General features: G+C 57.0%; 24 protein-coding genes and 1 other RNA gene. 9 read left to right on the plus strand and 16 right to left on the minus strand.

Annotated features, from left to right (window positions below; translation table 11 throughout):
- Positions 1 to 60: 60 nt before the first annotated feature.
- The 7 genes from gcvP to GNG27_RS19240 form a co-directional block, all read right to left on the minus strand.
- Complete coding sequence (gcvP, locus tag GNG27_RS19210) at positions 61 to 2,934, minus strand: aminomethyl-transferring glycine dehydrogenase (protein ID WP_156264585.1); 2,874 nt, start codon at positions 2,932 to 2,934, stop codon at positions 61 to 63.
- A gap of 120 nt (positions 2,935 to 3,054) precedes the next feature.
- Positions 3,055 to 3,444 carry a glycine cleavage system protein GcvH gene (gcvH, locus tag GNG27_RS19215; protein WP_039029826.1) on the minus strand — a complete coding sequence of 130 codons (390 nt, stop codon included), beginning with the start codon at positions 3,442 to 3,444 and terminating at the stop codon, positions 3,055 to 3,057.
- Between the two features lie 23 nt (positions 3,445 to 3,467).
- Positions 3,468 to 4,562, minus strand: coding sequence for a glycine cleavage system aminomethyltransferase GcvT (gene gcvT / locus GNG27_RS19220; RefSeq protein ID WP_142487017.1), 1,095 nt, complete (start codon positions 4,560 to 4,562; stop codon positions 3,468 to 3,470).
- A gap of 551 nt (positions 4,563 to 5,113) precedes the next feature.
- A complete protein-coding gene (gene ubiI, locus GNG27_RS19225) occupies positions 5,114 to 6,316 on the minus strand; it encodes an FAD-dependent 2-octaprenylphenol hydroxylase (protein WP_142487018.1) in 1,203 nt (400 codons plus the stop codon).
- Positions 6,317 to 6,328: 12 nt separating this feature from the next.
- Entirely contained in the window at positions 6,329 to 7,507 is a 1,179-nt protein-coding gene (ubiH, locus tag GNG27_RS19230) for a 2-octaprenyl-6-methoxyphenyl hydroxylase (protein WP_142487019.1), read from the minus strand.
- The gene (gene pepP, locus GNG27_RS19235; protein WP_156264586.1) at positions 7,504 to 8,817 is read right to left on the minus strand and encodes a Xaa-Pro aminopeptidase; all 1,314 of its coding nucleotides are present in this window, start codon (positions 8,815 to 8,817) and stop codon (positions 7,504 to 7,506) included. Before pepP ends, ubiH begins: the two co-directional genes overlap by 4 nt.
- Positions 8,818 to 8,838: 21 nt before the next feature.
- Positions 8,839 to 9,417 (minus strand): YecA family protein, encoded by a 579-nt coding sequence (locus tag GNG27_RS19240; RefSeq protein ID WP_156264587.1) that lies wholly within the window; start codon positions 9,415 to 9,417, stop codon positions 8,839 to 8,841.
- Positions 9,418 to 9,584: 167 nt separating this feature from the next.
- Here GNG27_RS19240 and zapA point away from each other — a divergent pair, with 167 nt between their 5' ends.
- The 3 genes from zapA to GNG27_RS19255 all read left to right on the plus strand — a co-directional run bounded on the left by zapA (position 9,585) and on the right by GNG27_RS19255 (position 10,761).
- The gene (zapA, locus tag GNG27_RS19245; protein ID WP_142487022.1) at positions 9,585 to 9,914 is read left to right on the plus strand and encodes a cell division protein ZapA; all 330 of its coding nucleotides are present in this window, start codon (positions 9,585 to 9,587) and stop codon (positions 9,912 to 9,914) included.
- 41 nt (positions 9,915 to 9,955) lie between these two features.
- Positions 9,956 to 10,139: non-coding RNA, 6S RNA (gene ssrS, locus GNG27_RS19250), on the plus strand.
- Positions 10,140 to 10,164: 25 nt separating this feature from the next.
- Positions 10,165 to 10,761, plus strand: a complete 597-nt coding sequence (locus tag GNG27_RS19255; protein WP_156264588.1) for a 5-formyltetrahydrofolate cyclo-ligase — start codon at positions 10,165 to 10,167, stop codon at positions 10,759 to 10,761.
- A gap of 101 nt (positions 10,762 to 10,862) precedes the next feature.
- Here the strand turns inward: GNG27_RS19255 and serA are convergent, their stop codons facing one another.
- Both serA and rpiA read right to left on the minus strand, forming a co-directional pair.
- Positions 10,863 to 12,095, minus strand: a complete 1,233-nt coding sequence (gene serA, locus GNG27_RS19260; RefSeq protein ID WP_156264589.1) for a phosphoglycerate dehydrogenase — start codon at positions 12,093 to 12,095, stop codon at positions 10,863 to 10,865.
- A gap of 267 nt (positions 12,096 to 12,362) precedes the next feature.
- On the minus strand, positions 12,363 to 13,022 hold the full coding sequence (gene rpiA / locus GNG27_RS19265) for a ribose-5-phosphate isomerase RpiA (protein ID WP_032613951.1): 660 nt from the start codon (positions 13,020 to 13,022) through the stop codon (positions 12,363 to 12,365).
- Positions 13,023 to 13,172: 150 nt separating this feature from the next.
- Here rpiA and argP point away from each other — a divergent pair, with 150 nt between their 5' ends.
- The gene (gene argP, locus GNG27_RS19270; protein WP_106994367.1) at positions 13,173 to 14,066 is read left to right on the plus strand and encodes a DNA-binding transcriptional regulator ArgP; all 894 of its coding nucleotides are present in this window, start codon (positions 13,173 to 13,175) and stop codon (positions 14,064 to 14,066) included.
- A 60-nt stretch (positions 14,067 to 14,126) separates the two neighbouring features.
- On the opposite strand, the gene GNG27_RS19275 is transcribed toward argP, so the two are convergent.
- From GNG27_RS19275 to epd, 6 genes are all read right to left on the minus strand, one after another.
- Positions 14,127 to 14,918, minus strand: a complete 792-nt coding sequence (locus GNG27_RS19275; RefSeq protein ID WP_231600411.1) for an oxidative stress defense protein — start codon at positions 14,916 to 14,918, stop codon at positions 14,127 to 14,129.
- 92 nt (positions 14,919 to 15,010) lie between these two features.
- Complete coding sequence (gene argO, locus GNG27_RS19280) at positions 15,011 to 15,646, minus strand: arginine exporter ArgO (protein ID WP_156264590.1); 636 nt, start codon at positions 15,644 to 15,646, stop codon at positions 15,011 to 15,013.
- Between the two features lie 141 nt (positions 15,647 to 15,787).
- Positions 15,788 to 16,645 carry a small-conductance mechanosensitive channel MscS gene (locus GNG27_RS19285; protein ID WP_142487026.1) on the minus strand — a complete coding sequence of 286 codons (858 nt, stop codon included), beginning with the start codon at positions 16,643 to 16,645 and terminating at the stop codon, positions 15,788 to 15,790.
- 188 nt (positions 16,646 to 16,833) lie between these two features.
- Positions 16,834 to 17,913, minus strand: a complete 1,080-nt coding sequence (fbaA, locus tag GNG27_RS19290; protein ID WP_142487027.1) for a class II fructose-bisphosphate aldolase — start codon at positions 17,911 to 17,913, stop codon at positions 16,834 to 16,836.
- Positions 17,914 to 18,002: 89 nt separating this feature from the next.
- The gene (gene pgk / locus GNG27_RS19295; protein ID WP_032613905.1) at positions 18,003 to 19,166 is read right to left on the minus strand and encodes a phosphoglycerate kinase; all 1,164 of its coding nucleotides are present in this window, start codon (positions 19,164 to 19,166) and stop codon (positions 18,003 to 18,005) included.
- A 49-nt stretch (positions 19,167 to 19,215) separates the two neighbouring features.
- Positions 19,216 to 20,235, minus strand: a complete 1,020-nt coding sequence (epd, locus tag GNG27_RS19300) for an erythrose-4-phosphate dehydrogenase (RefSeq protein WP_142487028.1) — start codon at positions 20,233 to 20,235, stop codon at positions 19,216 to 19,218.
- A gap of 376 nt (positions 20,236 to 20,611) precedes the next feature.
- Here epd and GNG27_RS19305 point away from each other — a divergent pair, with 376 nt between their 5' ends.
- From GNG27_RS19305 to GNG27_RS19325, 5 genes are read left to right on the plus strand one after another with little or no spacing between them, the layout of a single operon-like run.
- A complete protein-coding gene (locus GNG27_RS19305) occupies positions 20,612 to 21,037 on the plus strand; it encodes a PPC domain-containing DNA-binding protein (RefSeq protein ID WP_156264591.1) in 426 nt (141 codons plus the stop codon).
- Positions 21,038 to 21,063: 26 nt separating this feature from the next.
- Positions 21,064 to 21,642, plus strand: a complete 579-nt coding sequence (locus GNG27_RS19310; protein WP_156264592.1) for an ECF transporter S component — start codon at positions 21,064 to 21,066, stop codon at positions 21,640 to 21,642.
- Positions 21,643 to 22,350 carry an energy-coupling factor transporter transmembrane protein EcfT gene (locus GNG27_RS19315; RefSeq protein WP_156264593.1) on the plus strand — a complete coding sequence of 236 codons (708 nt, stop codon included), beginning with the start codon at positions 21,643 to 21,645 and terminating at the stop codon, positions 22,348 to 22,350.
- Positions 22,338 to 23,015, plus strand: a complete 678-nt coding sequence (locus tag GNG27_RS19320) for an ABC transporter ATP-binding protein (RefSeq protein WP_156264594.1) — start codon at positions 22,338 to 22,340, stop codon at positions 23,013 to 23,015. The genes GNG27_RS19315 and GNG27_RS19320 overlap by 13 nt, the downstream gene beginning before the upstream one ends.
- Positions 23,009 to 23,659 (plus strand): ABC transporter ATP-binding protein, encoded by a 651-nt coding sequence (locus GNG27_RS19325; protein ID WP_156264595.1) that lies wholly within the window; start codon positions 23,009 to 23,011, stop codon positions 23,657 to 23,659. Before GNG27_RS19320 ends, GNG27_RS19325 begins: the two co-directional genes overlap by 7 nt.
- Before the next feature lie 44 nt (positions 23,660 to 23,703).
- On the opposite strand, the gene tkt is transcribed toward GNG27_RS19325, so the two are convergent.
- Positions 23,704 to 25,695, minus strand: coding sequence for a transketolase (tkt, locus tag GNG27_RS19330; protein WP_156264596.1), 1,992 nt, complete (start codon positions 25,693 to 25,695; stop codon positions 23,704 to 23,706).
- Positions 25,696 to 25,807: the final 112 nt, after the last annotated feature.

The raw sequence follows: 25,807 nt of genomic DNA on the forward strand, positions 1-25,807 counted from the left end.
CAGAAACAAAAAAAGCCGGGTGGCGCTTGCGCTTACCCGGCCTACAGTATGGCAGAAAGGTTACTGGTATTCGCTCATTGGCACGCAGGAGCAGAACAGGTTGCGGTCGCCGTAAACGTCATCAAGACGCTTCACGGTCGGCCAGTACTTGTTGGCAACGCCTGCCGGGAAGACCGCCAGCTCGCGGGAGTAAGCGTGATTCCACTCCGCCACCATCTCGTGCTGGGTGTGCGGGGCGTTGACCAGCGGGTTATCTTCCAGCGTCCATTCGCCATCCTGAACGCGATCGATCTCCATGCGGATCGCCAGCATCGCGTCGATAAAGCGGTCCAGTTCGGCTTTGCTTTCGGATTCGGTTGGCTCAACCATCAGCGTGCCCGCGACCGGGAACGACATGGTTGGGGCGTGGAAGCCGTAGTCGATCAGACGTTTGGCAATGTCGAGCTCGCTGATACCGGTCTGTTCCTTCAGCGGACGAATATCCAGAATACATTCGTGCGCCACGCGGCCATCGCGACCGGTGTAGAGCACCGGGAAGGCAGACTTCAGACGCGTCGCGATGTAGTTAGCATTGAGGATCGCCACCTGGCTGGCCTGCTTCAGTCCTTCTGCACCCATCATGCGGATATACATCCAGCTGATTGGCAGGATAGAGGCGCTGCCGAACGGTGCCGCAGAGACCGCGCCCTGACGGGTCAGCATACCTTCAATCTGCACCACGCTGTGACCCGGTACGAACGGGGCCAGGTGCGCTTTCACGCCAATCGGACCCATACCCGGGCCGCCACCGCCGTGCGGAATGCAGAAGGTTTTGTGCAGGTTCAGGTGCGATACATCCGCGCCGATAAAGCCTGGCGTGGTGATCCCTACCTGGGCGTTCATGTTGGCGCCATCGAGGTAAACCTGGCCGCCGTGCTGGTGCACGATCTCGCACACTTCACGGATGGTCTCTTCGTATACCCCGTGGGTGGACGGATAGGTCACCATGATGCAGGAGAGCTTATCGCTGGTCTGTTCTGCTTTGGCACGCAGGTCAGCCAGATCGATGTTGCCGTTCTTATCACAGGCGACAACCACCACTTCCATCCCCGCCATCTGGGCAGAGGCCGGGTTGGTGCCGTGGGCAGAGCTTGGGATCAGGCAGATATCACGATGACCTTCGTTGCGGCTCTCGTGATAGTGACGGATTGCCAGCAGACCCGCGTACTCCCCCTGGGCGCCGGAGTTCGGCTGCATGCAGAGGGCGTCGTAGCCGGTCAGTTTTACCAGCCAGTCGGAAAGCTGGTTAATCATCATATGGTAGCCTTCCGCCTGATCTGCCGGGCAGAACGGGTGCAGCTCGGCGAATTCCGGCCAGGTGATCGGGATCATCTCGGCGGCGGCGTTCAGCTTCATGGTGCAGGAGCCCAGCGGGATCATCGCCTGATTCAGCGCCAGATCCTTGCGCTCCAGGGAGTGCATGTAGCGCATCATCTCGGTTTCGCTGTGGTAGCGGTTAAACACCGGATGGGCGAGGATCGCGTCGTCGCGCAGCATGGTCGCCTGGATAGAGCGGCTGTCATGCGCCACCTCTTTATCGAGAGTATCCACATTCAGGCCGTGGTCGTCACCCAGCAGGACGTTGAACAGGATCTGAATATCTTCACGAGTAGTGGTCTCATCCAGGGTAATGCTCACCGCATTGAGGATGTCGCTGCGCAGGTTAATCTCTGCGGCTTCGGCGCGCGCCAGCACCGCCGCTTTGTCGGCCACTTCGACACAGAGGGTATCGAAGAAGTGCGCGTGGCGCAGTTTTTGACCTTTCTGCTGCAGGCCGCAGGCCAGGATATCGGCCAGACGATGAATACGGCTGGCGATACGCTTCAGGCCCACCGGGCCGTGGAAGACGGCATACAGGCTGGCAATGTTGGCCAGCAGCACCTGCGAGGTACAGATGTTGGAGTTCGCTTTCTCGCGACGAATGTGCTGCTCGCGAGTCTGCATCGCCATGCGCAGGGCGGTGTTACCGGCGGCATCTTTTGATACGCCGATAATGCGGCCTGGCATGGAGCGTTTGAATTCATCTTTCGCGGCGAAGAAGGCCGCGTGTGGGCCGCCGTAGCCCATCGGCACGCCGAAGCGCTGCGCAGAGCCGAAGACGATGTCTGCGCCCTGTTTACCCGGGGCGGTTAACAGCACCAGCGCCATAAAATCGGCCGCCACGCTGACGACGATTTTGCGCGCTTTCAGTTCGGTAATCAGGGCGCCGTAGTCATGGACCTCACCGCTGGTGCCCACCTGCTGCAGCAGCACGCCGAACACATCCTGGTGATCCAGCACTTTGTCAGCGTCATCAACAATCACCTCAAAACCAAAGGTCTCCGCACGGGTACGCACCACGTCGAGGGTTTGCGGGTGAACGTCGGCGGCAACGAAGAAGCGGTTTGCGCCCTTCAGTTTGCTGACGCGTTTTGCCATTGCCATCGCTTCTGCGGCGGCGGTGGCTTCATCCAGCAGCGAGGCCGAGGCGATGTCGAGCCCGGTCAGATCCAGGGTGACCTGCTGGAAATTAAGCAGCGCTTCCAGACGGCCCTGAGACACTTCCGGCTGATATGGGGTGTAGGCGGTATACCAGCCCGGGTTTTCCAGCATGTTGCGCAGAATAACCGGCGGCAACTGCACGTTGGTGTAGCCCATGCCAATGTAAGACTTAAAGCGCTTGTTCAGGCTGGCAATGCCTTTCAGTTCCGCCAGTGCAGCGTATTCAGTGGTCGATTCACCCACCTGCGGCGGGGTGGCGAGCTGAATATCCTTTGGCACGATCTGGCCGATCAGTGCGTTGAGCGAATCCGCGCCAACCGTCTTCAGCATCTCCTGCTGTTGTTGAGCATCCGGCCCAATGTGACGTTCAATGAAGGCGCCACGGTTTTCAAGCTGGCTTAAAGTCTGTGTCATGAGCGATGGTTCCTGAAACGTGCAGTGAATCGTAGTTGTTTGTAACTCTGTTGCCCGGTGGCGCTAACGCTTGCCGGGCCTACGTTGACTCTCCTCTCCCCAGAGGGGAGAGGGAAAGGTTTACTCGTCTTCCAGTAAAGCTTCGTACGCAGTAGCATCCAGCAGAGCGGCAACTTCCGCTTCGTCGCTGGCTTTAATTTTGAAGATCCAGCCTTCGCCGTATGGCTCGCTGTTAACCAGCTCCGGGGAGTCGCTCAGGGCGTCGTTAACCGCCACGATTTCGCCGCCCACTGGCGCATAGATATCAGAAGCCGCTTTTACCGACTCGGCCACGGCGCAGTCGTCGCCCGCGGTAACGGTCGCGCCCACTTCCGGCAGATCCACGAAGACCATGTCACCTAACAGCTCCTGAGCATGTTCGGTGATCCCGACGGTGTAAGTGCCGTCGGCTTCTTTGCGCAGCCACTCGTGTTCTTTGCTGTATTTCAGTTCTGCTGGCACATTGCTCATTGAATTTCTCCTGATAAAAATAATTAGGCGACCGGCTTACCGGCGCGAACAAAAATCGGTTTGGTCACGCGGACCGGCATTTCGCGGTTGCGGATCTGCACCACGGCAGTCTCGCCAATACCCGCCGGCACCCGTGCCAGAGCAATACTGTAACCCAGCGTCGGGGAGAAGGTGCCGCTGGTGATAATGCCTTCGCAGTGGTTGCCATTGGCATCGGTGAAACGCACCGGCAGCTCGCCGCGCAGCACGCCCTTCTCGGTCATGACCAGGCCAACCAGCTGTTCGGTGCCCTTCTCACGTTGCTGTTCCAGCACTTCACGACCGATAAAGTCGCGATCGGCCGGTTCCCACGCAATGGTCCAGCCCATGTTGGCTGCCAGCGGAGAGACGCCTTCGTCCATCTCCTGGCCGTACAAATTCATCCCGGCTTCCAGACGCAGCGTATCGCGCGCGCCCAGACCTGCCGGCTTAACGCCCGCTTCCACCAACGCACGCCAGAAATCGGCCGCTTTTTCGTTTGGCATCGCAATTTCATAGCCCGCTTCACCGGTATAGCCGGTGGTAGCGACAAACAGATCGCCCGCCTGCACGCCAAAGAACGGCTTCATGCCGTCGGTGGCCTGGCGCTGCTCATCAGTGAACAGAGATGCGGCTTTCGCCTGCGCGTTCGGCCCCTGCACCGCGATCAGCGACAGGTCATCACGCACGGTGATGTCGATGGCGTAAGGTTCAGCGTGTTGGGTGATCCAGGCGAGGTCTTTTTCACGGGTGGCGGAGTTAACAACGAGGCGGAAGAAATCTTCGGTGAGGTAATACACAATCAGGTCGTCAATCACGCCGCCAGAGGCATTCAGCATGCCGGAATAGAGCGCTTTGCCGGGCTTCGTGAGTTTCGCCACGTCGTTTGCCAGCAGGTAACGCAAAAACTCCCGGGTGCGGCTGCCATGCAGATCGACAATAGTCATATGCGAGACGTCGAACATACCGGCATCGGTGCGCACCGCATGATGCTCATCAATCTGCGAACCATAATGCAGCGGCATCATCCAGCCGTGGAAATCGACCATGCGCGCACCGCATAAGGTGTGTTGTTCGTATAAAGGCGTCTGTTGAGCCATCTTTTCCTCGTTGAATAAGCTGGGCTGTCTTGCGTTTTATGCTGAAAAATCCACCATAAAACCCGGCATCGGCATCGCTTCCGGACGCCGACGCAAACGTTCTCTTTTACCTGAACTTACCACCGAAAACGGTGGTTAACCATAAGGCAGAATGGGCCATCACATTAGCTTATGGTCAAAAATGCCAGCAAAGCGTACAGAGTTATTCACTATAAAAATGCGAATCGTTCCGCACAAAAGCAAAGTAGATAAGATGGGATTTAGCACAAGCTGATATTTACTGCGGAAAAATGCGCGAAATTTCCGTAACATAAAAACAGCCAGATTAGTTAATCTAATGCGAAAAAGTCGGTGAAATTAGATTATTTCAAACGAGGGAATTCTGCCGACCCACAGGCCGACAGAATAAAGTGTGACGGGGGTCAATACACAAAGTCATTCAAGTTGCATCAAGGCGGCAAGTCTGAGAGTCCCCAGGAGCTTACACAAGTAAGTGACTGGGGTGAGCAGACGCAGCCAACGCAGAGGCAGCTTGAAGGATGCAGTGTATTTTAACGGAGCCAGTCCGGGAGATCGTTAAGCCCCATCGCCTGACGCAGGAGTTGCGGTTTGACGCCCGGGAGGGTATCAGCCAGCTTCAGGCCGAGATCGCGCAGCAGTTTTTTCGCCGGGTTGGCACCGGCAAAGAGTTCGCGGAACCCCTGCATGCCCGCCAGCATCATGGCGGCACTGTGCTTACGGCTGCGTTCGTATCGGCGCAGATAAAGATGCTGCCCGATATCTTTGCCGTCACGATGCAGACGACGCAATTCATTTACCAGCTCGGCGGCGTCCATAAAGCCCAGATTCACCCCCTGCCCGGCCAGCGGATGAATGGTGTGCGCCGCGTCGCCCACCAGCGCCAGACGATGCGCCGCAAACTGGCGCGCATAGCGACCGGTTAACGGGAATACCTGACGCTCGCTTTCGACGGTGCAGAGCCCCAGCCGGTTATCAAAGGCCACGCACAGGGCCTGATTGAACTCGTCGGCGGACGCCTCCTGCATCTGCTGGGCCTTCTCGGGGGAAAGCGACCAGACAATCGAGCAGAGATGCGGATCGCTGAGCGGCAGGAAGGCGAGGATGCCATCGTTATGAAAAATCTGTCGGGCCACGGCCTGATGCGGCTCCGCAGTGCGGATGGTGGCGACCAGCGCGTGATGGCGGTAATCCCAGTACGTCAGCGGAATGTCGGCTTTGTTGCGCAGCCAGGAGTTTGCCCCATCGGCCCCCACCACCAGGCGCGCGGTCAGCATATCGCCGCTTTGCAGGGTGATAAAGGCGTCGTTTTCGCCCCAGGCCACCTGCTGCAGCTGCGCGGGGGCAATCAGCGTGACGTCGCTACACTGCTGCGCTTTCTGCCACAGCGCATGGTGAATCACCGCATTTTCGATGATATGGCCGAGATGGCTGTAGCCCATGCTCTCGTCATCAAAAGCGATATGCCCGAAGCTGTCTTTATCCCACACTTCCATCCCGTGGTAGCAGCTCGCACGCTGGGCGACAATTTCTGACCAGACGCCGATGCGGGTCAGCAGCTTTTCACTGGCGGCATTAATCGCCGAGACCCGGAGTTCTGGCGGCGCATCGGAAGCGACAGGCTCAGGCTGTTTCTGCTCCAGTACCGCCACGCGCAGACCGCTGCCCTGCAAACCGCAGGCCAGCGCCAGTCCTACCATTCCGCCACCGACAATGGCAACATCAACATTCTGCACTTTGTTTACTCCTTAGCGAGCGACCCAACCGAGAGTCCTCTGCGCCAGCACATCACGTGCCGGAATGAATAATTCCATCGCCATCAACCCCAGGTTACGCCCTGCAACCAGCGGCGCCCAGCGATTGGCAAACAGATGTACCAGCCCGTCGGTCACACCGATGGTGGCCTCTTTATCTGCCTGACGTCGTTTCTGATACTGGCCCAGCACCGAATACGCGCCGCAATCCTGCTGTTGGGCAAAGGCCTGCGCCAGCGTTTCGGCAAGGCTCATCACGTCGCGCAGCCCGAGATTAAAGCCCTGTCCAGCAATGGGGTGTAACGTCTGGGCCGCATTGCCCACCAGCGCGACGCGATGGGAGACAGACTGCGACGCCGTGGTTAATGCCAGCGGATAGACCGAACGCTTCCCGGCATGGGTGATGCGCCCAAGTCGCCAGCCAAAGGCTTTTTGCAGCTCGACGCAGAAGCGTTCGTCAGACCAGCCCTTCACCTCCTCCGCCTTTTCCAGCGGATGGCACCAGACCAGCGAGCTGCGCCCCTGCGACATCGGTAACATGGCCAGCGGGCCATGCTGAGTAAAACGTTCAAAGGCGCGGCCACGGTGCGGCTCGGCGGTGGCAACGTTGGCGATCACCGCCAGCTGATGGTAAGGCTGCTGCTGCCACTGGATCCCGCACTGCTGGCCAAGCGCCGAACGTGAGCCGTCGGCCGCCACCAGCAGTTGTCCCTCGAGCGTACTGCCGTCATCCAGCGTAACGCTGACCGAGGTTTCGCTGCGGGTAAAGTGCTCCACGCGCGCCGGGCAATGCAGCGTCACGCCGGGAGCATCCTGCAACAGGCGGAACAGGCGCAGACCCACGTCGTGCAGCTCGACGACCTGCCCCAGCGCATCAATGCGATAGTCCTGCGCTTCGAGGGTGACAAACCCGGCGTGTCCCCGATCGCTGACATGAACGGTTTCGATAGCGGTGGCGCAATCGGCAATCGCCTGCCAGATGCCGCTGCGGGCCAGCTGCTGGCAGGTGCCCGCAGCCAGGGCGATGGCGCGGCCATCGAACCCCGGATGGCCACTCGACTGCGGCGCCACGGCCTCAACCAGGTGGACCGGAAGCTTGCCCTGGGTCAGGGTGGAGATCGCCAGCGCCAGGGTGGCGCCCGTCATGCCTCCGCCAACGATGATGATGCTCATGGGCGCGCCGCCGCCATCAGGGCTTCGATCTCGTCGGCGTTTTTTACCACCGAAGCCGTCAGATTTTCGTTACCGGATTTGGTGATCACGATATCATCTTCGATACGGATGCCGATCCCGCGATACTCGGCGGGCACATCGGCATCCGGGGCGATATAGAGCCCCGGTTCAACGGTCAGCACCATTCCCGGCTCGAGCACACGCGAACGTTCCGGGCCGTAGACGCCCACGTCGTGCACGTCCAGCCCCAGCCAGTGGCTCAGGCCATGCATAAAGAAGGGACGGTGGGCGTTCTCCGCGATCAGCTGATCGACGTCGCCGTTAAGAATCCCCAGATCCACCAGCCCGCTAACCATAATGCGCACCACTTCGCCGGTAACCTCCTGGATGGAGGTGCCGGGGCGGAACAGCATCAGCGCGGTGTCCAGCGACTGCAGGACGATGTCGTAGATGGCGCGTTGCGCCGGGGTGAATTTGCCGTTCACCGGGAAGGTGCGGGTGATATCCCCGGCATAACCTTTAAATTCGCAACCGGCGTCAATCAGCACCAGATCGCCATCCCGCAGTTCAGACTCGTTTTCGGTGTAATGCAGGATGCAGCCGTTTTCACCGCCGCCGACGATGGTGTTGTAAGCCGGGAAGCGCGCGCCGTGGCGGGTAAATTCATGCTGAATTTCGCCTTCCAGCTGATATTCGAACATCCCCGGACGGCATTTTTGCATCGCCCGGGTATGGGCCAGGGCGCTGATCTCCCCCGCTTTACGCATGACATCCAGCTCTTCATCCGATTTAAACAGACGCAGCTCGTGGACGGCAGGACGCCAGTCGGTGAGGGTTGCGGGCGCTTTCAGGTTTTGCCGGGAGCCTTTGCGTAGCTTATCCAGCGCGGCAAAGACAATCTCATCGGCATACGCGTATTCACCCTGCGCGTGGTAGACCGTATCCAGACCATTGAGCAACTGGTAGAGCTGATCGTTGATTTCGCTGAACGCCAGAGCGCGATCCACGCCCAGCTTTTCCGGCGCGGCCTGCTGGCCCAGACGGCGGCCAAACCAGATCTCGGCGGTGAGATCGCGAACGCGGTTAAACAGCACGCTGTGGTTGTGGGTATCGTGACTTTTAATCAGCACCAGCACCGACTCCGGCTCGTTGAAGCCGGTGAAGTACCAGAAATCGCTGCTCTGGCGGTACGGATATTCGCTATCGTTGCTGCGCGTGGCTTCCGGTGCGGCAAAAATCAACGCGGCGCTGCCCGGCTGCATAGTGGCCAGCAATGCCTGACGGCGGCGAAGATACTCTTGCTGAGTCATGACACCCTCCTGGAATTTTTATTAATGTAAGGTTGGTTTGCGCACTTCCGGCGCGGTCGGTTTTGCGCGCGTAAAGGTATCGTGGCAGAGCAGAGACGCCACGCGCACGTACTCAATGATCTCTTCGAGTGACATCTCCAGCTCTTCCTGGTCTTCGTCTTCATCGTAGCCCAGCTGAGCGATGTTACGCAGATCGTCGATAGCTTCTCCCGCCTCGCCCGTCACTTTTTCCAGCTTAGGCTGCGTTACGCCCAGACCTAACAGGTAGTGGTTGACCCAGCCTGCCAGCGCATCGGCGCGATCGAACACGCTGACGTCGTCGCCATCAGGCAGATAAAGCTGAAAAAGGAAGCCGTCATCCTCCAGCGCATCGCTGGTTGCGCCATGCATATTGCGCAACGCCTGAGCGAGATCGTGACCGAACGCCAGACCCTCGTTCGTAAGGTCGTGAACCAGCGGCAGCCATGAGCTGTCGTTGTTTCCACCACACAGCATCCCGCTGATCAGACCGTGCATTTCAGCCGGGGTTAAACCCACGCCCTGCTGGTTCAGTAACTGGCTGACTTCGTTGTAACCAGGCATTTCGTTCTGTATAGACATGAGCATTCATCATCAATGGGAGGAATATTCATGATATGCTACCACTTTGGACCCTGGTGAACCAGAATAGGGCTTGTTTCTACGCGCCAGGGTAGCTATAGTGTCGCCCCTTCGCAGCCCCCGGAAGCGGATGTGAAGGCAGCGCAGTCAAACAGCAGGAAGGTGGCATGTCTGCACAACCCGTCGATATCCAAATTTTTGGCCGTTCGCTGCGAGTGAATTGTCCGCCTGAACAAAGGGATGCTTTGAATCAGGCTGCGGATGATTTGAATCAGCGGTTGCAAGATTTAAAAGAACGCACTAGAGTCACAAATACTGAGCAGCTGGTCTTCATCGCCGCGTTGAACATCAGTTATGAACTGACTCAGGAAAAAGCGAAGACCCGCGATTACGCGGCGAGCATGGAACAACGTATTAAAATGCTCCAGCAGACCATTGAACAGGCATTGCTTGATCAGGGTCGCATAACAGACAGACCGGGGCAAAACTTTGAATAACACTTCGTGGTCTACTATGGTAGAGTGACCCTGAAGGAAAAATTTCTCTGAGATGTTCGCATGCGGGCCAGTCCCCTGAGCCGATATTTCATACCACAAGAATGTGGCGCTCCATGGTTGGTGAGCATGCTCGGTTCGTCCGAGAAGCCTTAAAACTATGACGACACATTCACCTTGAACCAAGGGTTCAAGGGTTACAGCCTGCGGCGGCATCTCGGAGATTCCCTCACCTTTCTACCCAGCGACTACCATGACGCAACTTCCTGAAGTCCCTGCCTCACGCCAACACATTCGTCAGTTTATCCGTCAGCAACGCAGAGCCTTAACGCCTCAACAGCAAGCCCATTTCGCCCAGCAAGCCGCGGCCCGCATGATGGCTTATCCGCCCGTCGTAATGGCGCATACCGTTGCCCTGTTCCTCTCTTTTGATGGCGAACTCGATACCCAACCGCTGATCTATGAACTCTGGCGCACCGGGAAAAAGGTCTTTCTGCCGGTACTCCACCCCTTTAGTCCCGGGAAACTGCTGTTCCTGCACTACCATCCTCACAGCGAGCTGGTGGTGAATCGTCTGAAAATCACCGAACCGAAGCTGGACGTGCGCGACGTGCTGCCGCTGGATCAGCTGGACGTACTGGTGACGCCGCTGGTGGCATTTGATAAGAGTGGTCAACGTCTGGGGATGGGCGGCGGTTTTTACGATCGCACGCTGCAGAACTGGCAGCAGCATGGCTTACAGCCCGTAGGCTACGCGCATGATTGTCAGGGCGTTGAAAAGCTACCGGTGGAGAAATGGGATATTCCGCTGCCGGCGGTGGTGACGCCGTCGAAGGTCTGGCAGTGGTAAAAAAAGCCGGGTGGCGGCTACGCCTTACCCGGCCTACATAAACCCTCGGACTTTGTAGGTCGGGTAAGCGCAAGCGCCACCCGACACCACAAACCGCAGGATCAGTACAGCAGACGCGCGCGAATGGTGCCTGGGATGGCCTTCATTCCCTGCAGCGCTTTCTCGGCAACATCTTCATCCGCTTCGATATCGATAACCACATAACCCATCTGCGCGTTAGTTTGCAGATACTGTGCGGCGATGTTCACGCCCTGCTCAGCGAAGATCTGGTTAATGGCCGTCAGCACGCCCGGACGGTTTTCGTGGATGTGCAGCAGACGACGTCCACCGTGCAGCGGCAGAGACACTTCCGGGAAGTTGACCGCAGAAAGTGTTGAACCGTTGTCGGAATATTTGCTCAGCTTACCGGCCACTTCGAGACCGATATTTTCCTGCGCTTCCTGAGTGGAGCCGCCGATGTGCGGAGTCAGGATCACGTTGTCGAACTCACACAGCGGCGAGTTGAACGGATCGCTGTTGGTCGCCGGCTCGGTCGGGAAGACGTCAATGGCCGCTCCTGCCAGATGTTTGCTTTTCAGGGCTTCGCACAGCGCAGGGATATCCACTACCGTACCGCGCGCGGCGTTGATCAGCAGCGAGCCCGGCTTCATCAGCGCCAGCTCTTCCGCCCCCATCATGTTCCTGGTGGAGGCGTTTTCCGGCACGTGCAGGCTCACCACGTCGCTCATGTTGAGCAGGTCGGAGAGATGTTGAACCTGGGTAGCGTTACCCAGCGGCAGCTTGCTTTCGATGTCGTAGAAAAAGACGTGCATCCCCAGCGATTCCGCCAGAATGCCCAGCTGCGTGCCGATGTGGCCGTAGCCGATAATGCCCAGTTTTTTACCACGCGCCTCAAAAGAGCCGGACGCCAGTTTATTCCAGATCCCACGGTGGGCCTTGGCGTTAGCTTCAGGGATGCCACGCAGCAGCAGCAGGAGTTCCCCAATCACCAGCTCCGCCACGGAACGGGTATTGGAGAATGGCGCGTTGAACACCGGAATACCGCGCTTCGCGGCAGCATTGAGATCAACCTGGTTGGTACCGATACAGAAGCAGCCAATCGCGACCAGTTTTTCTGCTGCGGCAATCACATCTTCGGTCAGGTGGGTACGGGATCGCAGGCCAATGAAGTGGGCATCACGGATCGACTCTTTCAGCTGTTCGGTATCCAGCGCGCCTTTGTGAAATTCGATGTTGGTGTAACCTGCCGCACGAAGGTTATCCAGTGCTTTCTGATGCACCCCTTCGACCAGCAGAAATTTAATCTTGTCTTTCTCCAGTGATACCTTTGCCATTTCCCCGACCCTGTCTGATTGTCTGAACTGTTGTTGTGCTGGATTGAAATCCGCTCCAGCCAACATATCAAAAAAAACTATTGCAGCAATATGAACGTTTGCGTCGGCACTCTGAAGAAATGTCATACAGCGTCAATTGGCAGTGAATAATGCTGCAGAGCATTAAGAAAGCGGCAGGATCGTCAGGAGAGGGTTAGAAATGTGACACAAGTCACCGAATATCGCTTTTGCAAAAAAAGTTAGCGGGGGGAGGCTCCCCCCGTCAGTTCATTTCACGATGGTTTTAACGCCATCGGCGGTGCCGATCAGGGCGACATCCGCGCCACGGTTGGCGAATAACCCTACAGTTACCACGCCCGGCAGGCCGTTGATGGCATTCTCCAGCGCCACGGCGTCGAGGATCTCCAGACCATGAACATCCAGAATCACGTTACCGTTGTCCGTCACTACGCCCTGGCGGTATTCCGGGCGGCCACCCAGTTTCACCAGCTCGCGGGCAACCGCGCTGCGCGCCATCGGGATCACTTCAACCGGCAGCGGGAAGTTGCCGAGGATATCCACCTGCTTGGAGGCATCGGCGATACAGATAAACTTGTCCGCCACGGAGGCGATGATTTTCTCACGCGTCAGCGCCGCGCCACCGCCCTTGATCATCTGCATATGGCCGTTGATCTCATCCGCGCCGTCGACATAAATCCCCAGACGGTCAACTTCGTTCAGATCGAAAACGGTGATCCCCAGACTTTTCAGCTTTTCCGTGGATGCATCGGAGCTCGACACTGCGCCCTCGATCTGGCCTTTCATCGTGCCCAGCGCATCAATAAAGTGTGCTGCCGTTGACCCTGTGCCCACGCCGACAATGGTACCCGGCTGTACATACTGGAGAGCGGCCCATCCTACTGCTTTTTTCAGTTCATCCTGCGTCATGATCTCTTGCCCGTGGTGATTTTGCGTGACGCGCATTATAGAGCATTCGCCTGTGGCATGTGATCTGCGAGGTCACCAATTTCGTCTGTATCAAACATAAATTTATGTCATAGTGCGAAGTAATGAATTTTTTGGGAGTCAGCCAGAGCAATGAAACGTCCGGACTACAGAACATTACAGGCGCTTGATGCCGTTATTCGTGAACGCGGATTCGAACGCGCAGCTCAAAAGCTGTGCATTACCCAATCCGCGGTTTCACAACGAATCAAACAGCTTGAGAACATGTTCGGGCAGCCGCTGCTGGTTCGTACCGTGCCGCCGCGTCCAACCGAACAGGGGCAAAAGCTGCTGGCGCTGCTGCGGCAGGTTGAGCTGCTGGAAGATGAGTGGCTGGGGGATGAACAGACCGGCTCCACGCCGCTGCTGCTCTCTCTGGCAGTCAACGCTGACAGCCTGGCAACCTGGCTCCTCCCTGCCCTCGCCCCGGTGCTGGCCGATTCGCCTATCCGTCTGAATTTACAGGTAGAAGATGAAACCCGTACCCAGGAGCGTCTGCGCCGCGGTGAAGTGGTGGGCGCAGTCAGTATCCAGCCTCAGGCGCTGCCTAGCTGTCTGGTGGATCAGCTGGGGGCGCTGGATTATCTTTTCGTCGGCTCGAAAGCCTTTGCCGAGCGTTATTTCCCGAACGGCGTCACCCGCGCGGCACTGCTGAAAGCGCCTGCCGTGGCCTTTGACCATCTGGATGATATGCATCAGGCGTTTTTACAGCAGAACTTCGACCTGCCGCCCGGCAGCGTACCCTGCCATATCGTGAACTCCTCCGAAGCCTTCGTGCAGCTGGCACGTCAGGGCACCACCTGCTGCATGATCCCGCATCTGCAGATCGAGAAAGAGCTGAACAGCGGCGAGCTGATCGACCTGACGCCGGGCTTACACCAGCGCCGTATGCTCTACTGGCACCGCTTTGCGCCGGAAAGCCGGATGATGCGCAACGTCACCGATGCGCTGCTGGCTCATGGGCATAAAGTCCTGCGCCAGGATTAATAAAAAAGCCGGGTCGCATTCACGCTGACCCGGCCTGTTATCGGTGCTGACAAACAAAACTTACGGTGCTTTGGTCGCCGTATCCTGTTGCTGATTCTGCTGTACCGGCTGGTTCTGCTGAGCCTGCTCATTCTGCTGCTGACCCTGCGCTGGCTCCAGCTGGAACACCACGTCAACCTGATCGTCAAACTGAATCGTTGGCTGTTCGTAAGTATCCTGCGCGGAGACCGGTGCCGCTTCGGCTTTCATCATGCGCACCATCGGGCTCGGCTGATAGTTAGAGACGTGGTAACGCACGCTGTAAACCGGACCCAGCTTGCTGTTAAAGCCAGAAGCCAGCTGCTGCGCCTGACGCACCGCATCATCGATCGCCGCTTTACGCGCTTCATCTTTATACTTCTCAGGTTGCGCAACGCCCAGGGAGACAGAACGGATTTCGTTCAGACCCGCTTTCAGCGCGCCATCCAGCAGGGAGTTGAGCTTATCAAGCTGACGCAACGTGACTTCCACGCTACGCACCGCGCGGTAACCTTTCAGGATGCTTTTGCCATCCTTATAGTCATAATCCGGCTGGGTACGCAGGTTGGCAGAGTTGATATCTTTTTTAGCAACGCCGTTCTGCTCCAGGAAAGAGAGATATTGCGCAACGCGATCGTCGGCCTGTTTCTTGGCAGTGGCCGCATCTTTTGCCGCCACGTTCACCTCGATGGCTAAGGTCGCGATATCCGGTGCCGCATCCACGCTTGCGGTGCCGGAGGTGACAATGTGCGGACTGTCAGGCAGCTCACTGGCCTGAACGGATGTTGCGCCTAAACCCATTAATGCCGCCAGGGCGATTACATTCAACTTCACTTTTATTCCTCCATGTTGCGAAGAGTGCCCATGTAGCAGGGCGCATGCCAGCAAGCTTAGCGGCTGCTGGTCGAATGTCCATAAGACAACGCTTAGTAGAATAGTTCACGAATGTGATGAATCCCCTCTTTCGCCAGCTGGAAAGCGATAAACCACATCACTACGCCGACCAGGCCGTTGATAATCCGCTGGGCTTTGGCGGTGCGCAGGCGGGGAGCCAGCCAGGCGGCGAGCAGGGCCAGGCCAAAGAACCACAGGAAAGAGGCGCTCACGGTACCCAGCGCAAACCAGCGCCTCGGTTCGGCATCCAGCTGTCCTCCCAGGCTACCCAGCACCACGAAGGTATCCAGATAGACGTGCGGATTGAGCCAGGTTACCGCCAGCATGGTAACGATAATCTTCCAGCGCCCCTGCTTCATCACTTCGGCACTGGCCAGCTCAATATTGCTGCCCATTGCCGTTTTCAGGGCACCAAAGCCGTACCACAGCAGAAACGCGACGCCGCCCCAGGTGACCAGCGCCAGCAGCCAGGGGGATTGCATCAGCAGCGCGCTGCCGCCGAAAATCCCGGCGCAGATCAGGAGCATATCGCTCACCGCGCAGAGCAGCGCAATCATCAGATGATACTGGCGACGAATCCCCTGATTCATGACGAACGCATTTTGCGGGCCGAGGGGCAGGATCATTGCCGCGCCAATCATAAGGCCTTGAATATAAAAAGAGAACATGGAAATTAATCTCAGAAAGCTGTCTTGAAGGCAGACTATACTGCGGCAGGATAATTAGAGGAAATGGATAATATTAATTGGCAATTAGCTAAGCTAATTAGAACCCGGCAGCGTTGCGCCTGCCGGGTCGTTGAGAAGCGGTTATTCCTCTGATTCTTTCACGCGCTTAAAGTTTACATCCATCTGCGGATACGGGAAGCTAATACCGTTGGCATCGAAGTCACGCTTGATGCGCTCCAGTACGTCCCAGTAGACATTCTGCAAATCGCTGCTGTTGCTCCAGACGCGCACCACAAAGTTGATCGATGAAGCGCCCAGTTCGTTCAGACGGACAATCATGTCACGATCCTTCAGAATCCGATCGTCAGACTCGATAATGTTGGTGAGCAACTGCTTTACCTTATCGATATCAGAGTCATAGGCCACCCCGATAATAAACTCGTTACGACGCACCGGCTCACGGGAGAAGTTGATAATGTTGTTGGCGATGATCTTACCGTTCGGGATCACCACGATGCGGCCATCGATTGTACGCAGGGTAGTTGAGAAGATCTGCACCTGCAGCACGGTACCGGCCACGCCGCCCAGATCGACATACTCACCGGAGCGGAACGGACGGAAGGTCACCAGCAGTACTCCGGCCGCCAGGTTCGAGAGCGAGCCCTGCAAGGCCAGACCAATGGCCAGACCGGCGGCACCCAGTACAGCGATAACCGACGCAGTTTGTACCCCGACCCGGCCAAGCGCCGCAATCAGCGTAAACGCGATAACGCCGTAGCGCACCAGGGCGGAGAGGAAATCCGCCACCGTGGCATCAATATGACGCGCCCGCATCACGCGGTTAACCGCATTAGAGATGATGCGCGCCACGATCATACCGACGACGATAATGGCGATGGCCGCCACAATGTTAACGGCGTAACTCAACAGCAATGCCTGGTTACGCACCAGCCAGGAGCCCGCGTTATTGATGCTATCTACAACACCGAGATCTTCCATTCAATATTCCTTATTTAAGCCAGACCATAAAAATGCATCCCCCATCGAGGCAGGCAAGTTAGTAAAGGGTAAACAAAAGCGGGGAGTTTTGCCAAACAGATCACATAAATAGTGCCTGTAGCCAGTTGAAAAAGCATAAAAAAAGCCCGCGATTAACGCGGGCTTTCTGAGGCTATTAGCAGCACAAATTACAGAACGTCAACCGCGTTCAGCTCTTTGAATGCCTGCTCCAGACGCGTCACCATAGAGGACTGGGCTGAACGCAGCCACACGCGCGGATCGTAGTATTTCTTGTTCGGCTGGTCTTCGCCTTTCGGGTTGCCCAGCTGGCCCTGCAGGTAAGCTTCGTTGGTTTTGTAGTACTGCAGGATACCGTCCCAGGTTGCCCATTGGGTGTCGGTATCGATGTTCATTTTGATAACACCGTAGCTTACGGAGTCTTTGATTTCCTGAGCAGAAGAACCGGAACCGCCGTGGAAGACGAAGTTCAGGCTGTTGTGCGGCAGGTTGTGTTTCTTAGAAACGTATTCCTGAGAATCACGCAGAATGGTTGGGGTCAGCACCACGTTGCCTGGTTTGTACACGCCGTGTACGTTACCGAAGGAGGCAGCGATGGTGAAACGCGGGCTGATTTTGCTCAGCTCGGTGTAAGCGTAATCAACGTCTTCTGGCTGAGTGTACAGGGCAGAAGCGTCCATGTGGCTGTTGTCCACGCCGTCTTCTTCGCCACCGGTGCACCCCAGTTCGATTTCCAGAGTCATGTCCATTTTGGCCATGCGCGCCAGGTATTTGGAGCAGATCTCGATGTTCTCTTCCAGAGACTCTTCAGACAGGTCGATCATGTGAGAAGAGAACAGTGGTTTACCGGTTGCTGCGAAATGTTTTTCACCCGCGTCCAGCAGACCGTCGATCCACGGCAGCAGTTTCTTCGCGCAGTGGTCGGTGTGCAGGATAACCGGAACACCGTAGTGTTCAGCCATCTGGTGTACGTGATGTGCGCCAGAGATTGCGCCCAGGATTGCCGCGCCCTGAGGAACGTCAGTTTTCACGCCTTTACCTGCGATAAACGCAGCGCCGCCGTTGGAGAACTGAACGATTACCGGTGCTTTAACTTTTGCTGCGGCTTCCAGTACGGCGTTGATTGAGTCGGTACCGACGCAGTTAACAGCTGGCAGAGCAAAGTTGTTTTCTTTTGCTACCTGGAACACCTTCTGAACGTCATCACCAGTGATCACGCCAGGTTTTACGAAATCAAAAATTTTAGACATGTTGCGAGTCCTGTATCTTCGGCCTTGGAAAGGGGCGTGCTCTTAAAAGCGCGCTGAAAATTGGGCAGGTTCCCCTGCCCTAAAATGGCTTACTTCTTAGCGCGCTCTTCGAGCATGGCTACTGCTGGCAGAACTTTGCCTTCCACGAATTCGAGGAATGCGCCGCCGCCAGTGGAGATGTAGGAGATCTTGTCGGAAATACCGAACAGATCGATTGCTGCCAGGGTATCACCGCCGCCAGCAATGGAGAATGCTTCGCTGTCTGCAATCGCGTTAGCCACGATTTCAGTACCTTTACGGAAGTTCGGGAATTCAAACACGCCAACCGGGCCGTTCCACAGAATGGTTTTCGCATTCTTTAGGATTTCAGCCAGTTTCTCTGCAGAGGCGTCGCCCAGGTCCAGAATCTGCTCTTCATTTTTGATGTCAGAGACGGATTTCAGTTCAGCGGTTGCGGTTTCAGAGAACTCAGTCGCTACGCGAACGTCAGTCGGAACAGGGATATCACAGGTAGTCAGCAGGCGTTTTGCTTCGTCAACCAGGTCTGCTTCGTACAGGGATTTACCTACGTTGTGGCCCTGAGCGGCAACGAAGGTGTTGGCGATACCGCCACCGACGATCAGCTGGTCAGCGATTTTGGACAGAGAGTCCAGAACGGTCAGTTTGGTAGACACTTTAGAACCGCCAACGATAGCCACCATTGGACGAGCTGGTTCTTTCAGGGCTTTGCCCAGCGCTTCCAGTTCGTCAGCCAGCAGTGGACCTGCACAGGCGACGTCAGCGAATTTACCGATACCGTGAGTAGAAGCCTGCGCACGGTGAGCAGTACCGAAAGCATCCATTACGAACACGTCGCACAGGGCAGCGTATTTTTTGGACAGGGTTTCGTCGTCCTTCTTCTCGCCTTTGTTAAAGCGAACGTTTTCCAGAACAACCAGCTCACCTTCAGCAACTTCAACGCCGTCCAGGTAGTCTTTAACCAGACGTACCGGGCTGGACAGTTTGTCTTTCAGGTAATTAACAACCGGCAGCAGAGAGAATTCTTCGTTGTACTCGCCTTCGGTCGGACGACCCAGGTGGGAGGTTACCATCACTTTCGCACCCTGCTTCAGTGCCAGTTCGATGGTTGGCAGAGATGCACGGATACGCGCGTCGCTGGTCACTTTCCCATCTTTAACCGGTACGTTCAGATCCGCACGGATGAAAACGCGTTTACCTGCCAGATCCAGATCGGTCATCTTAATTACAGACATGGTGAATCCTCTCGTTGATTCTTAAAGTTTTGCAGACGCAATACGCGCCTTACCTGAAACCTTGTGCGGCCATGGCTAACGTGGTGTCGAGCATCCTGTTAGCAAAGCCCCATTCGTTATCGCACCAGACCAGCGTTTTGATCAGATGCGCCCCACTCACGCGCGTTTGGGTGCCATCAACAATGGCGCTATGCGGATCGTGGTTAAAATCTACTGAGACCAACGGTAATTCCGTATAGTCAACTATACCATGAAATGCTTGCTGTGCCGCTTTTTGCAGCAACAGGTTGACCTCACAGGCTTTTACCGGTTTTTTCACGGTCACGCTGAGGTCGATCGCCGTCACGTTAATGGTTGGAACACGCACGGCGATAGCTTCAAAACGGTCTTCAAACTGGGGGAAAATTCGGGTAATACCGGCCGCCAGTTTGGTGTCCACCGGGATAATGGACTGACTCGCCGCGCGAGTGCGTCGCAGATCCGGGTGGTATGCGTCAATGACCTGCTGATCGTGCATGGCGGAATGAATCGTGGTCACGGTGCCCGATTCAATGCCATAGGCATCGTCCAGCAGTTTGATGACCGGAATAATACAGTTGGTGGTGCAGGAGGCATTGGAGACGATGCGGTGTTCCGCTTGCAGCTCATGATGGTTAACGCCGTAAACCACCGTGGCATCGAGATCGTTACTGCCGGGATGTGAGAAGAGCACTTTCTTCGCGCCAGCCGCCAGATGGGCTTCGCCATGTCCGCGATTGCCGTAGACGCCGGTACAGTCGAGCACCACATCCACGCCCAGCTCACGCCAGGGTAAGGCGTCGATCGTCTGCTCGTGCAGCACACGAATCACGTCATCACCAACGAACAGCTGCTCTCTCTCCTGACGAACGTCCCAGGCAAAGCGCCCATGGCTGGTGTCATACTTCAATAAATGCGCCATGCCTGCGGCATCCGCCAGTTCATTGATGGCCACCACGGTCATTTCCGCCCGACGCCCGGATTCATATAAAGCACGAACCACGTTGCGTCCGATGCGACCGAAACCATTAATCGCTACGCGTACGGTCATAAGTCTCCTGCAAAGCTTTCCCTGATTCGAGGTGGCTGACAGAGTAATCCAGCAACGCTCCGAGGGGAATCCTCGCCTGTCACAAACTCCAACTGATTGGTCATTTGTCGAACGTTTAATCGACTGAAACGCTTCAGCTAGAATAAGCGAAACATGGAATAAAGGAAATCTCTGTCCAGACCAATAAGCCAGCTATATGACGCACGTCACATTTAGCGTGCAATTATCGCCGGTTTTATTCCATATTCCAGAATCGTGAATAAGCGTAGCAAGATCTTTTCGTTGTCGCGGCGTAAATCCTGATTTATATCAGAAAGCACATCCCCCGGCGCCGATACTATGTGCGGCACGTCCGAGTCTCGGAGTCCTGCAAATTATGACTATGCTTCACGCCTGTTCATCAGAAGCCCGCTTTTATGCCCTTCGTCTGCTTCCCGGCCAGGAGGTGTTTTCGCAGTTGCACGCCTTTGTGCAACAGCATCAACTACTCGCCGCCTGGATTGCCGGCTGTACCGGTAGCCTGACCGACGTCGCGCTGCGCTATGCCGGACAGGAGGCCACCACCCTGCTCACCGGTACCTGGGAAATTATCTCCCTCAATGGCACGCTCGAGCTGACCGGTGAACATCTGCACCTCAGCGTTTCAGATCCGCAAGGGAGAATGCTCGGAGGCCATATGATGCCGGGCTGTACCGTGCGCACCACCCTTGAGTTAGTGATCGGCGAGCTGAAAGAGCTGGCATTCAGCCGCCAGCCCTGCCCGCTTTCCGGCTATGACGAACTGCATATCTCCCCCCGTTAATTGACCACTCAGCAAGAGGTTTCTCTATGTCTCGTCGCCCGTTTTCCAGCCAGGCTCTGGTCCTGATTGTGATCGCTATTGCCATCAACATGATCGGCGGTCAGCTGATCAGCATGCTTAAGCTACCTATTTTTCTCGACTCCATCGGCACCTTGATCAGCGCCGTGCTGCTCGGCCCGGTTATCGGCATGTTGACCGGTCTGCTGACCAACCTGCTGTGGGGGGTGTTAACCGATCCTATTGCCGCTGCCTTTGCGCCTGTGGCTATGGTGATCGGCCTGGTTGCCGGCTGGCTGGCGCGGGCAGGCTGGTTTCGCACCCTGCCGAAAGTGGTCGTTAGCGGGATTGTTATTACATTCGCCGTCACGCTGGTAGCAGTGCCGTTACGCACCGCTCTCTTTGGCGGCGTAACCGGTGGCGGTGCCGACCTGTTTGTCGCCTGGTTGCAGGCCGTCGGGCAAAACCTGGTGGAGTCTGTCGCCATCACCGTGCTGGGTGCCAATCTGGTTGATAAAGTGCTGACCGCAGTGCTGGTGTGGATCCTGCTGCGCCAGCTGCCTCTACGCACCACGCGCCATTTCCCGACAATGGCAGCCGTACGTTAGATGCATCCGTTTACCTCGTTAACCCTATGGGCACTGGCGGCTTGCAGCACCTTGCTGCTGCCACCCCAGACCCTGCTGCCCGTGTACAGCGGGTCCACTTTTCTCTGCCTGGTGGGGCTTAAACTCACCCGACGGCGGGCAAAATATGTTGCCTTACTGATGATCCCTTTTGGAATGGGTTTGTGGCTGGTACATGGCGGCATGCTGGTGGAGTGGGTCAGCGGCGAGCCTCGCGATCCGCAGCGCTGGGCGCACGCCATCACTCTGTGGCTGCGCATCCTGGCCATTGTCTCGACGTCGCAGCTGTGGATGGCATACGTGCCGGTTCAACGTTTTATCCGGGCGCTGTTTGCCTCCCGTCTGCCGCCTGGCGTGGCCTACCTGTTTGCCGGCCCGCTGCTGGTGGTTGAACAGCTTAAACGCCAGCTGACGATAATCCATGAGGCCCAGCGAGCACGCGGCGTACCGCTGGACGAAGCCTGGTATCAGCGTCTTGCCGCAATTCCCGCCCTGCTTGTGCCGCTCACCCACAATGCACTCAATGATTTAGCCGTACGCGGTGCCGCGCTGGATATGCGGGGCTTTCGCCTGCATCGCACGCGCACCACGCTGTGGGCTCCGCATGACAGTACCCTACAGCGCCTGGCGCGCTACGGCATGGTTCTGCTGATGGTGACGGAAACGGGGGTCTGGATATGGTTACGCTAAAGCAGTTTCGCTTTCTCCCCCTCCATGCTACCCACTCGCCTTCATGCCTGGATTTCCACTGTTCCGGGCCGGGAATGGTGGCAATTTTGGGTGATAACGGCAGCGGAAAAAGCACTCTGGCGCAGCTTATGGCAGGCTGGTATCCGGACTTTCTGCCCGGCAAGATTGAAGGCAAGGGGCTGCTGCTGGGAACCCCGGTCGGAGAGTTATCCCTCGTGGAGCGTTCATCCGCCATCCAGCTGGTGCAGCAGTCGCCTTATCTGCAGCTTTCCGGCTGTACTTTCAGCGTTGAGGAGGAGGTGGCGTTTGGCCCGGAAAACCTCTGCCTCGACGAAGCGGAAATTTTGCAGCGCATTGACGCAGCGCTCACCCTGACCGACTGTCAGCCTTTGCGCCATCGTCATCCCGGCACGCTCTCCGGCGGCGAAACCCAGCGCGTGGTGATCGCCAGCGCGCTCGCCATGCAGCCCAGACTGTTAATTCTCGATGAAGCCTTCAGCCGCCTGACCTCGCAAGCCGCCGACAGGCTGCTGGAACGGCTGCGCCACTGGGCGCTGGAACACCGCTCTCTGATTGTGCTTTTCGAGCGCAATCCTTCCCCTTTTATTATCCACTGTCAGCAGGTCTGGCAGCTGCGCAACGGAGCTTTACATCCCTTATGTTAATCCTGAATCAGGTCAGATATCGCTGGCCAGGCGCGGCAGATGAGTGCCTGCGCAACATATCGCTTACGCTCAGGGAGGGTGAATGGCTGGCGCTAACGGGTGATAATGGCGCGGGAAAATCCACGCTGTTGCGCATTATGGCAGGGCTTCTCATCCCCTCCTCTGGCGCGGTGACCTTTAAAGCTGACCCGATAGCGCAGCTGAAAAACCGCCAGCGCGCCCGTCATATTGGCGTGCTGTTTCAGGAGGCGGAAAACCAGATTTTCCACAGCAGGGTTGCCGAAGAGGTGGCGTTTGGCCTGAAGCTGCAAAAATTACCGGCGGCTGACATTGCGCGCCGTACTCAGGACGCCTTACAGCTGTGCCGGCTAGAGGAGGTTGCCGACGCCCATCCGCTTGATCTACACACTGCACAACGGCGGATGGTGGCCGTCGCCAGTCTCGAGGCGATGGCGCCAGAGGTTCTGCTGCTGGATGAACCCAGCCGGGATTTTGATCCCCACTGGCTGGCGGTATTTGAAAACTGGCTGGCGGTGTGTCGTCAGCGCGGAACCAGCGTCGTGGCGATCAGCCATGACGCGGCCTTTACCCGACGTCATTTTTCGCGAGTGGTTCGTCTGGAGGCGGGTCGGTTATTGCCATAAAAAAGGGCCGCTTTCGCGACCCTTCATGTGCTCTGTTTATGTAATTACAGCAGTTCTTTCGCTTTCGCGACCACGTTCTCAACGGTGAAGCCGAACTCTTCGAACAGCTGCTCAGCCGGAGCAGACTCACCGAAGGTGGTCATGCCGACGATAGCGCCGTTCAGGCCCACGTATTTGAACCAGTAGTCAGCGATACCCGCTTCGACAGCAACACGGGCAGAAACGGCTTTCGGCAGCACGGATTCACGGTAAGCCGCGTCCTGCTTGTCGAAGGTATCGGTAGACGGCATGGAAACCACGCGAGCTTTCACGCCTTCGCCTGCCAGCTGATCCCAAGCCGCAACGGCCAGTTCAACTTCAGAACCGGTCGCGATGAAGATCACCTGTGGCTGACCGTCGCAGTCTTTCAGCACGTAACCGCCGCGGGCGACGTTCGCCAGTTGCTCTTCGGTACGATCCTGTTGAGCCAGGTTCTGACGGGAGAGGATCAGTGCGGTCGGGCCGTCCTGACGCTCAACGCCATATTTCCACGCTACCGCGGATTCAACCTGGTCACATGGACGCCATGTAGACATGTTTGGGGTAACACGCAGGGAAGCGACCTGCTCAACCGGCTGGTGAGTCGGGCCATCTTCGCCCAGACCGATAGAGTCGTGGGTGTAGACCATCACCTGACGCTGTTTCATCAGCGCAGCCATACGCACCGCGTTACGGGCATATTCCACGAACATCAGGAAGGTGGAGGTGTACGGCAGGAAACCGCCGTGCAGGGAGATACCGTTGGCAATCGCGGTCATGCCGAATTCACGTACACCGTAATGGATGTAGTTACCGGCAGCATCTTCATTGATCGCTTTAGAACCAGACCAGATAGTCAGGTTAGAAGGCGCCAGGTCAGCGGAGCCGCCGAGGAACTCTGGCAGCCACGGGCCGAAAGCTTCGATCGCATTCTGGGACGCTTTACGGCTGGCGATTTTGGACGGGTTCGCCTGCAGTTTAGCGATGAACTCGTTCGCTTTCGCGTCGAAGTCAGACGGCATGTCGCCTTTCATACGACGGGTGTATTCAGCCGCTTCCTGCGGGAAGGCTTTCGCGTAGGCAGCAAATTTATCGTTCCAGGCCGCTTCTTTGGCCTGACCGGCTTCTTTTGCATCCCACTGCGCGTAGATCTCAGACGGGATCTCAAACGCGGCGTGTTTCCAGCCCAGCTGTTCGCGGGTCAGAACGATCTCAGCGTCACCCAGCGGGGCACCGTGTGAGTCGTGGGTACCGGCTTTGTTCGGGGAACCGAAACCGATGATGGTTTTGCACATCAGCAGGGACGGTTTGTCGGTCACAGCACGGGCTTCTTCTACTGCGCGTTTAATCGCTTCAGCATCGTGGCCGTCAACGCCACGCACCACGTGCCAGCCGTAGGCTTCGAAACGTGCTGCGGTATCGTCGGTGAACCAGCCTTCAACGTGGCCGTCGATGGAAATGCCGTTGTCGTCATAGAACGCAACCAGTTTGCCCAGCTTCAGGGTACCGGCCAGGGAGCATACCTCGTGAGAGATACCTTCCATCATGCAGCCGTCGCCGAGGAATGCATAGGTGAAGTGGTCAACAATGTCGTGACCCGGACGGTTGAACTGCGCCGCCAGCGTCTTCTCAGCAATCGCCATGCCCACTGCGTTAGCAATACCCTGACCCAGCGGACCGGTAGTGGTTTCAACACCTGCGGTGTAACCCACTTCCGGGTGACCCGGGGTTTTGGAGTGCAGCTGACGGAAGTTTTTCAGCTCTTCGATTGGCAGGTCATAGCCGGTGAGGTGCAGCAGGCTGTAGATCAGCATGGAGCCGTGGCCGTTGGACAGCACGAAGCGGTCGCGGTCAGCCCAGGCCGGGTTCTGCGGGTTGTGGTTCAGGAAATCACGCCACAGCACTTCGGCAATGTCAGCCATACCCATCGGGGCACCCGGGTGACCGGATTTAGCTTTTTGTACAGCATCCATGCTCAGCGCACGAATAGCATTGGCAAGCTCTTTACGTGAGGACATTTTGACTCCAGATCGGATGTTGAAGGCCATACCCGTTTCGGCTTGACGACAGCGCGTTTTGGGCTACGCCAGAAAAAAGTGCCAACAATGTAACCCAAGCGACAAAGCATGT

Source organism: Leclercia sp. 119287, assembly GCF_009734485.1.
GTDB lineage: Bacteria > Pseudomonadota > Gammaproteobacteria > Enterobacterales > Enterobacteriaceae > Enterobacter > Enterobacter adecarboxylatus_C.

Bases quoted from the DNA above. Each gene is read 5' to 3' on its own strand.
- gcvP (WP_156264585.1), bottom strand. From the start codon at position 2,934: ATGACACAGACTTTAAGCCAGCTTGAAAACCGTGGCGCCTTCATTGAA.
- gcvH (WP_039029826.1), bottom strand. From the start codon at position 3,444: ATGAGCAATGTGCCAGCAGAACTGAAATACAGCAAAGAACACGAGTGG.
- gcvT (WP_142487017.1), bottom strand. From the start codon at position 4,562: ATGGCTCAACAGACGCCTTTATACGAACAACACACCTTATGCGGTGCG.
- ubiH (WP_142487019.1), bottom strand. From the start codon at position 7,507: ATGAGCATCATCATCGTTGGCGGAGGCATGACGGGCGCCACCCTGGCG.
- pepP (WP_156264586.1), bottom strand. From the start codon at position 8,817: ATGACTCAGCAAGAGTATCTTCGCCGCCGTCAGGCATTGCTGGCCACT.
- GNG27_RS19240 (WP_156264587.1), bottom strand. From the start codon at position 9,417: ATGTCTATACAGAACGAAATGCCTGGTTACAACGAAGTCAGCCAGTTA.
- zapA (WP_142487022.1), top strand. From the start codon at position 9,585: ATGTCTGCACAACCCGTCGATATCCAAATTTTTGGCCGTTCGCTGCGA.
- GNG27_RS19255 (WP_156264588.1), top strand. From the start codon at position 10,165: ATGACGCAACTTCCTGAAGTCCCTGCCTCACGCCAACACATTCGTCAG.
- serA (WP_156264589.1), bottom strand. From the start codon at position 12,095: ATGGCAAAGGTATCACTGGAGAAAGACAAGATTAAATTTCTGCTGGTC.
- rpiA (WP_032613951.1), bottom strand. From the start codon at position 13,022: ATGACGCAGGATGAACTGAAAAAAGCAGTAGGATGGGCCGCTCTCCAG.
- argP (WP_106994367.1), top strand. From the start codon at position 13,173: ATGAAACGTCCGGACTACAGAACATTACAGGCGCTTGATGCCGTTATT.
- argO (WP_156264590.1), bottom strand. From the start codon at position 15,646: ATGTTCTCTTTTTATATTCAAGGCCTTATGATTGGCGCGGCAATGATC.
- GNG27_RS19285 (WP_142487026.1), bottom strand. From the start codon at position 16,645: ATGGAAGATCTCGGTGTTGTAGATAGCATCAATAACGCGGGCTCCTGG.
- fbaA (WP_142487027.1), bottom strand. From the start codon at position 17,913: ATGTCTAAAATTTTTGATTTCGTAAAACCTGGCGTGATCACTGGTGAT.
- pgk (WP_032613905.1), bottom strand. From the start codon at position 19,166: ATGTCTGTAATTAAGATGACCGATCTGGATCTGGCAGGTAAACGCGTT.
- epd (WP_142487028.1), bottom strand. From the start codon at position 20,235: ATGACCGTACGCGTAGCGATTAATGGTTTCGGTCGCATCGGACGCAAC.
- GNG27_RS19305 (WP_156264591.1), top strand. From the start codon at position 20,612: ATGACTATGCTTCACGCCTGTTCATCAGAAGCCCGCTTTTATGCCCTT.
- GNG27_RS19310 (WP_156264592.1), top strand. From the start codon at position 21,064: ATGTCTCGTCGCCCGTTTTCCAGCCAGGCTCTGGTCCTGATTGTGATC.
- GNG27_RS19315 (WP_156264593.1), top strand. From the start codon at position 21,643: ATGCATCCGTTTACCTCGTTAACCCTATGGGCACTGGCGGCTTGCAGC.
- GNG27_RS19320 (WP_156264594.1), top strand. From the start codon at position 22,338: ATGGTTACGCTAAAGCAGTTTCGCTTTCTCCCCCTCCATGCTACCCAC.
- GNG27_RS19325 (WP_156264595.1), top strand. From the start codon at position 23,009: ATGTTAATCCTGAATCAGGTCAGATATCGCTGGCCAGGCGCGGCAGAT.
- tkt (WP_156264596.1), bottom strand. From the start codon at position 25,695: ATGTCCTCACGTAAAGAGCTTGCCAATGCTATTCGTGCGCTGAGCATG.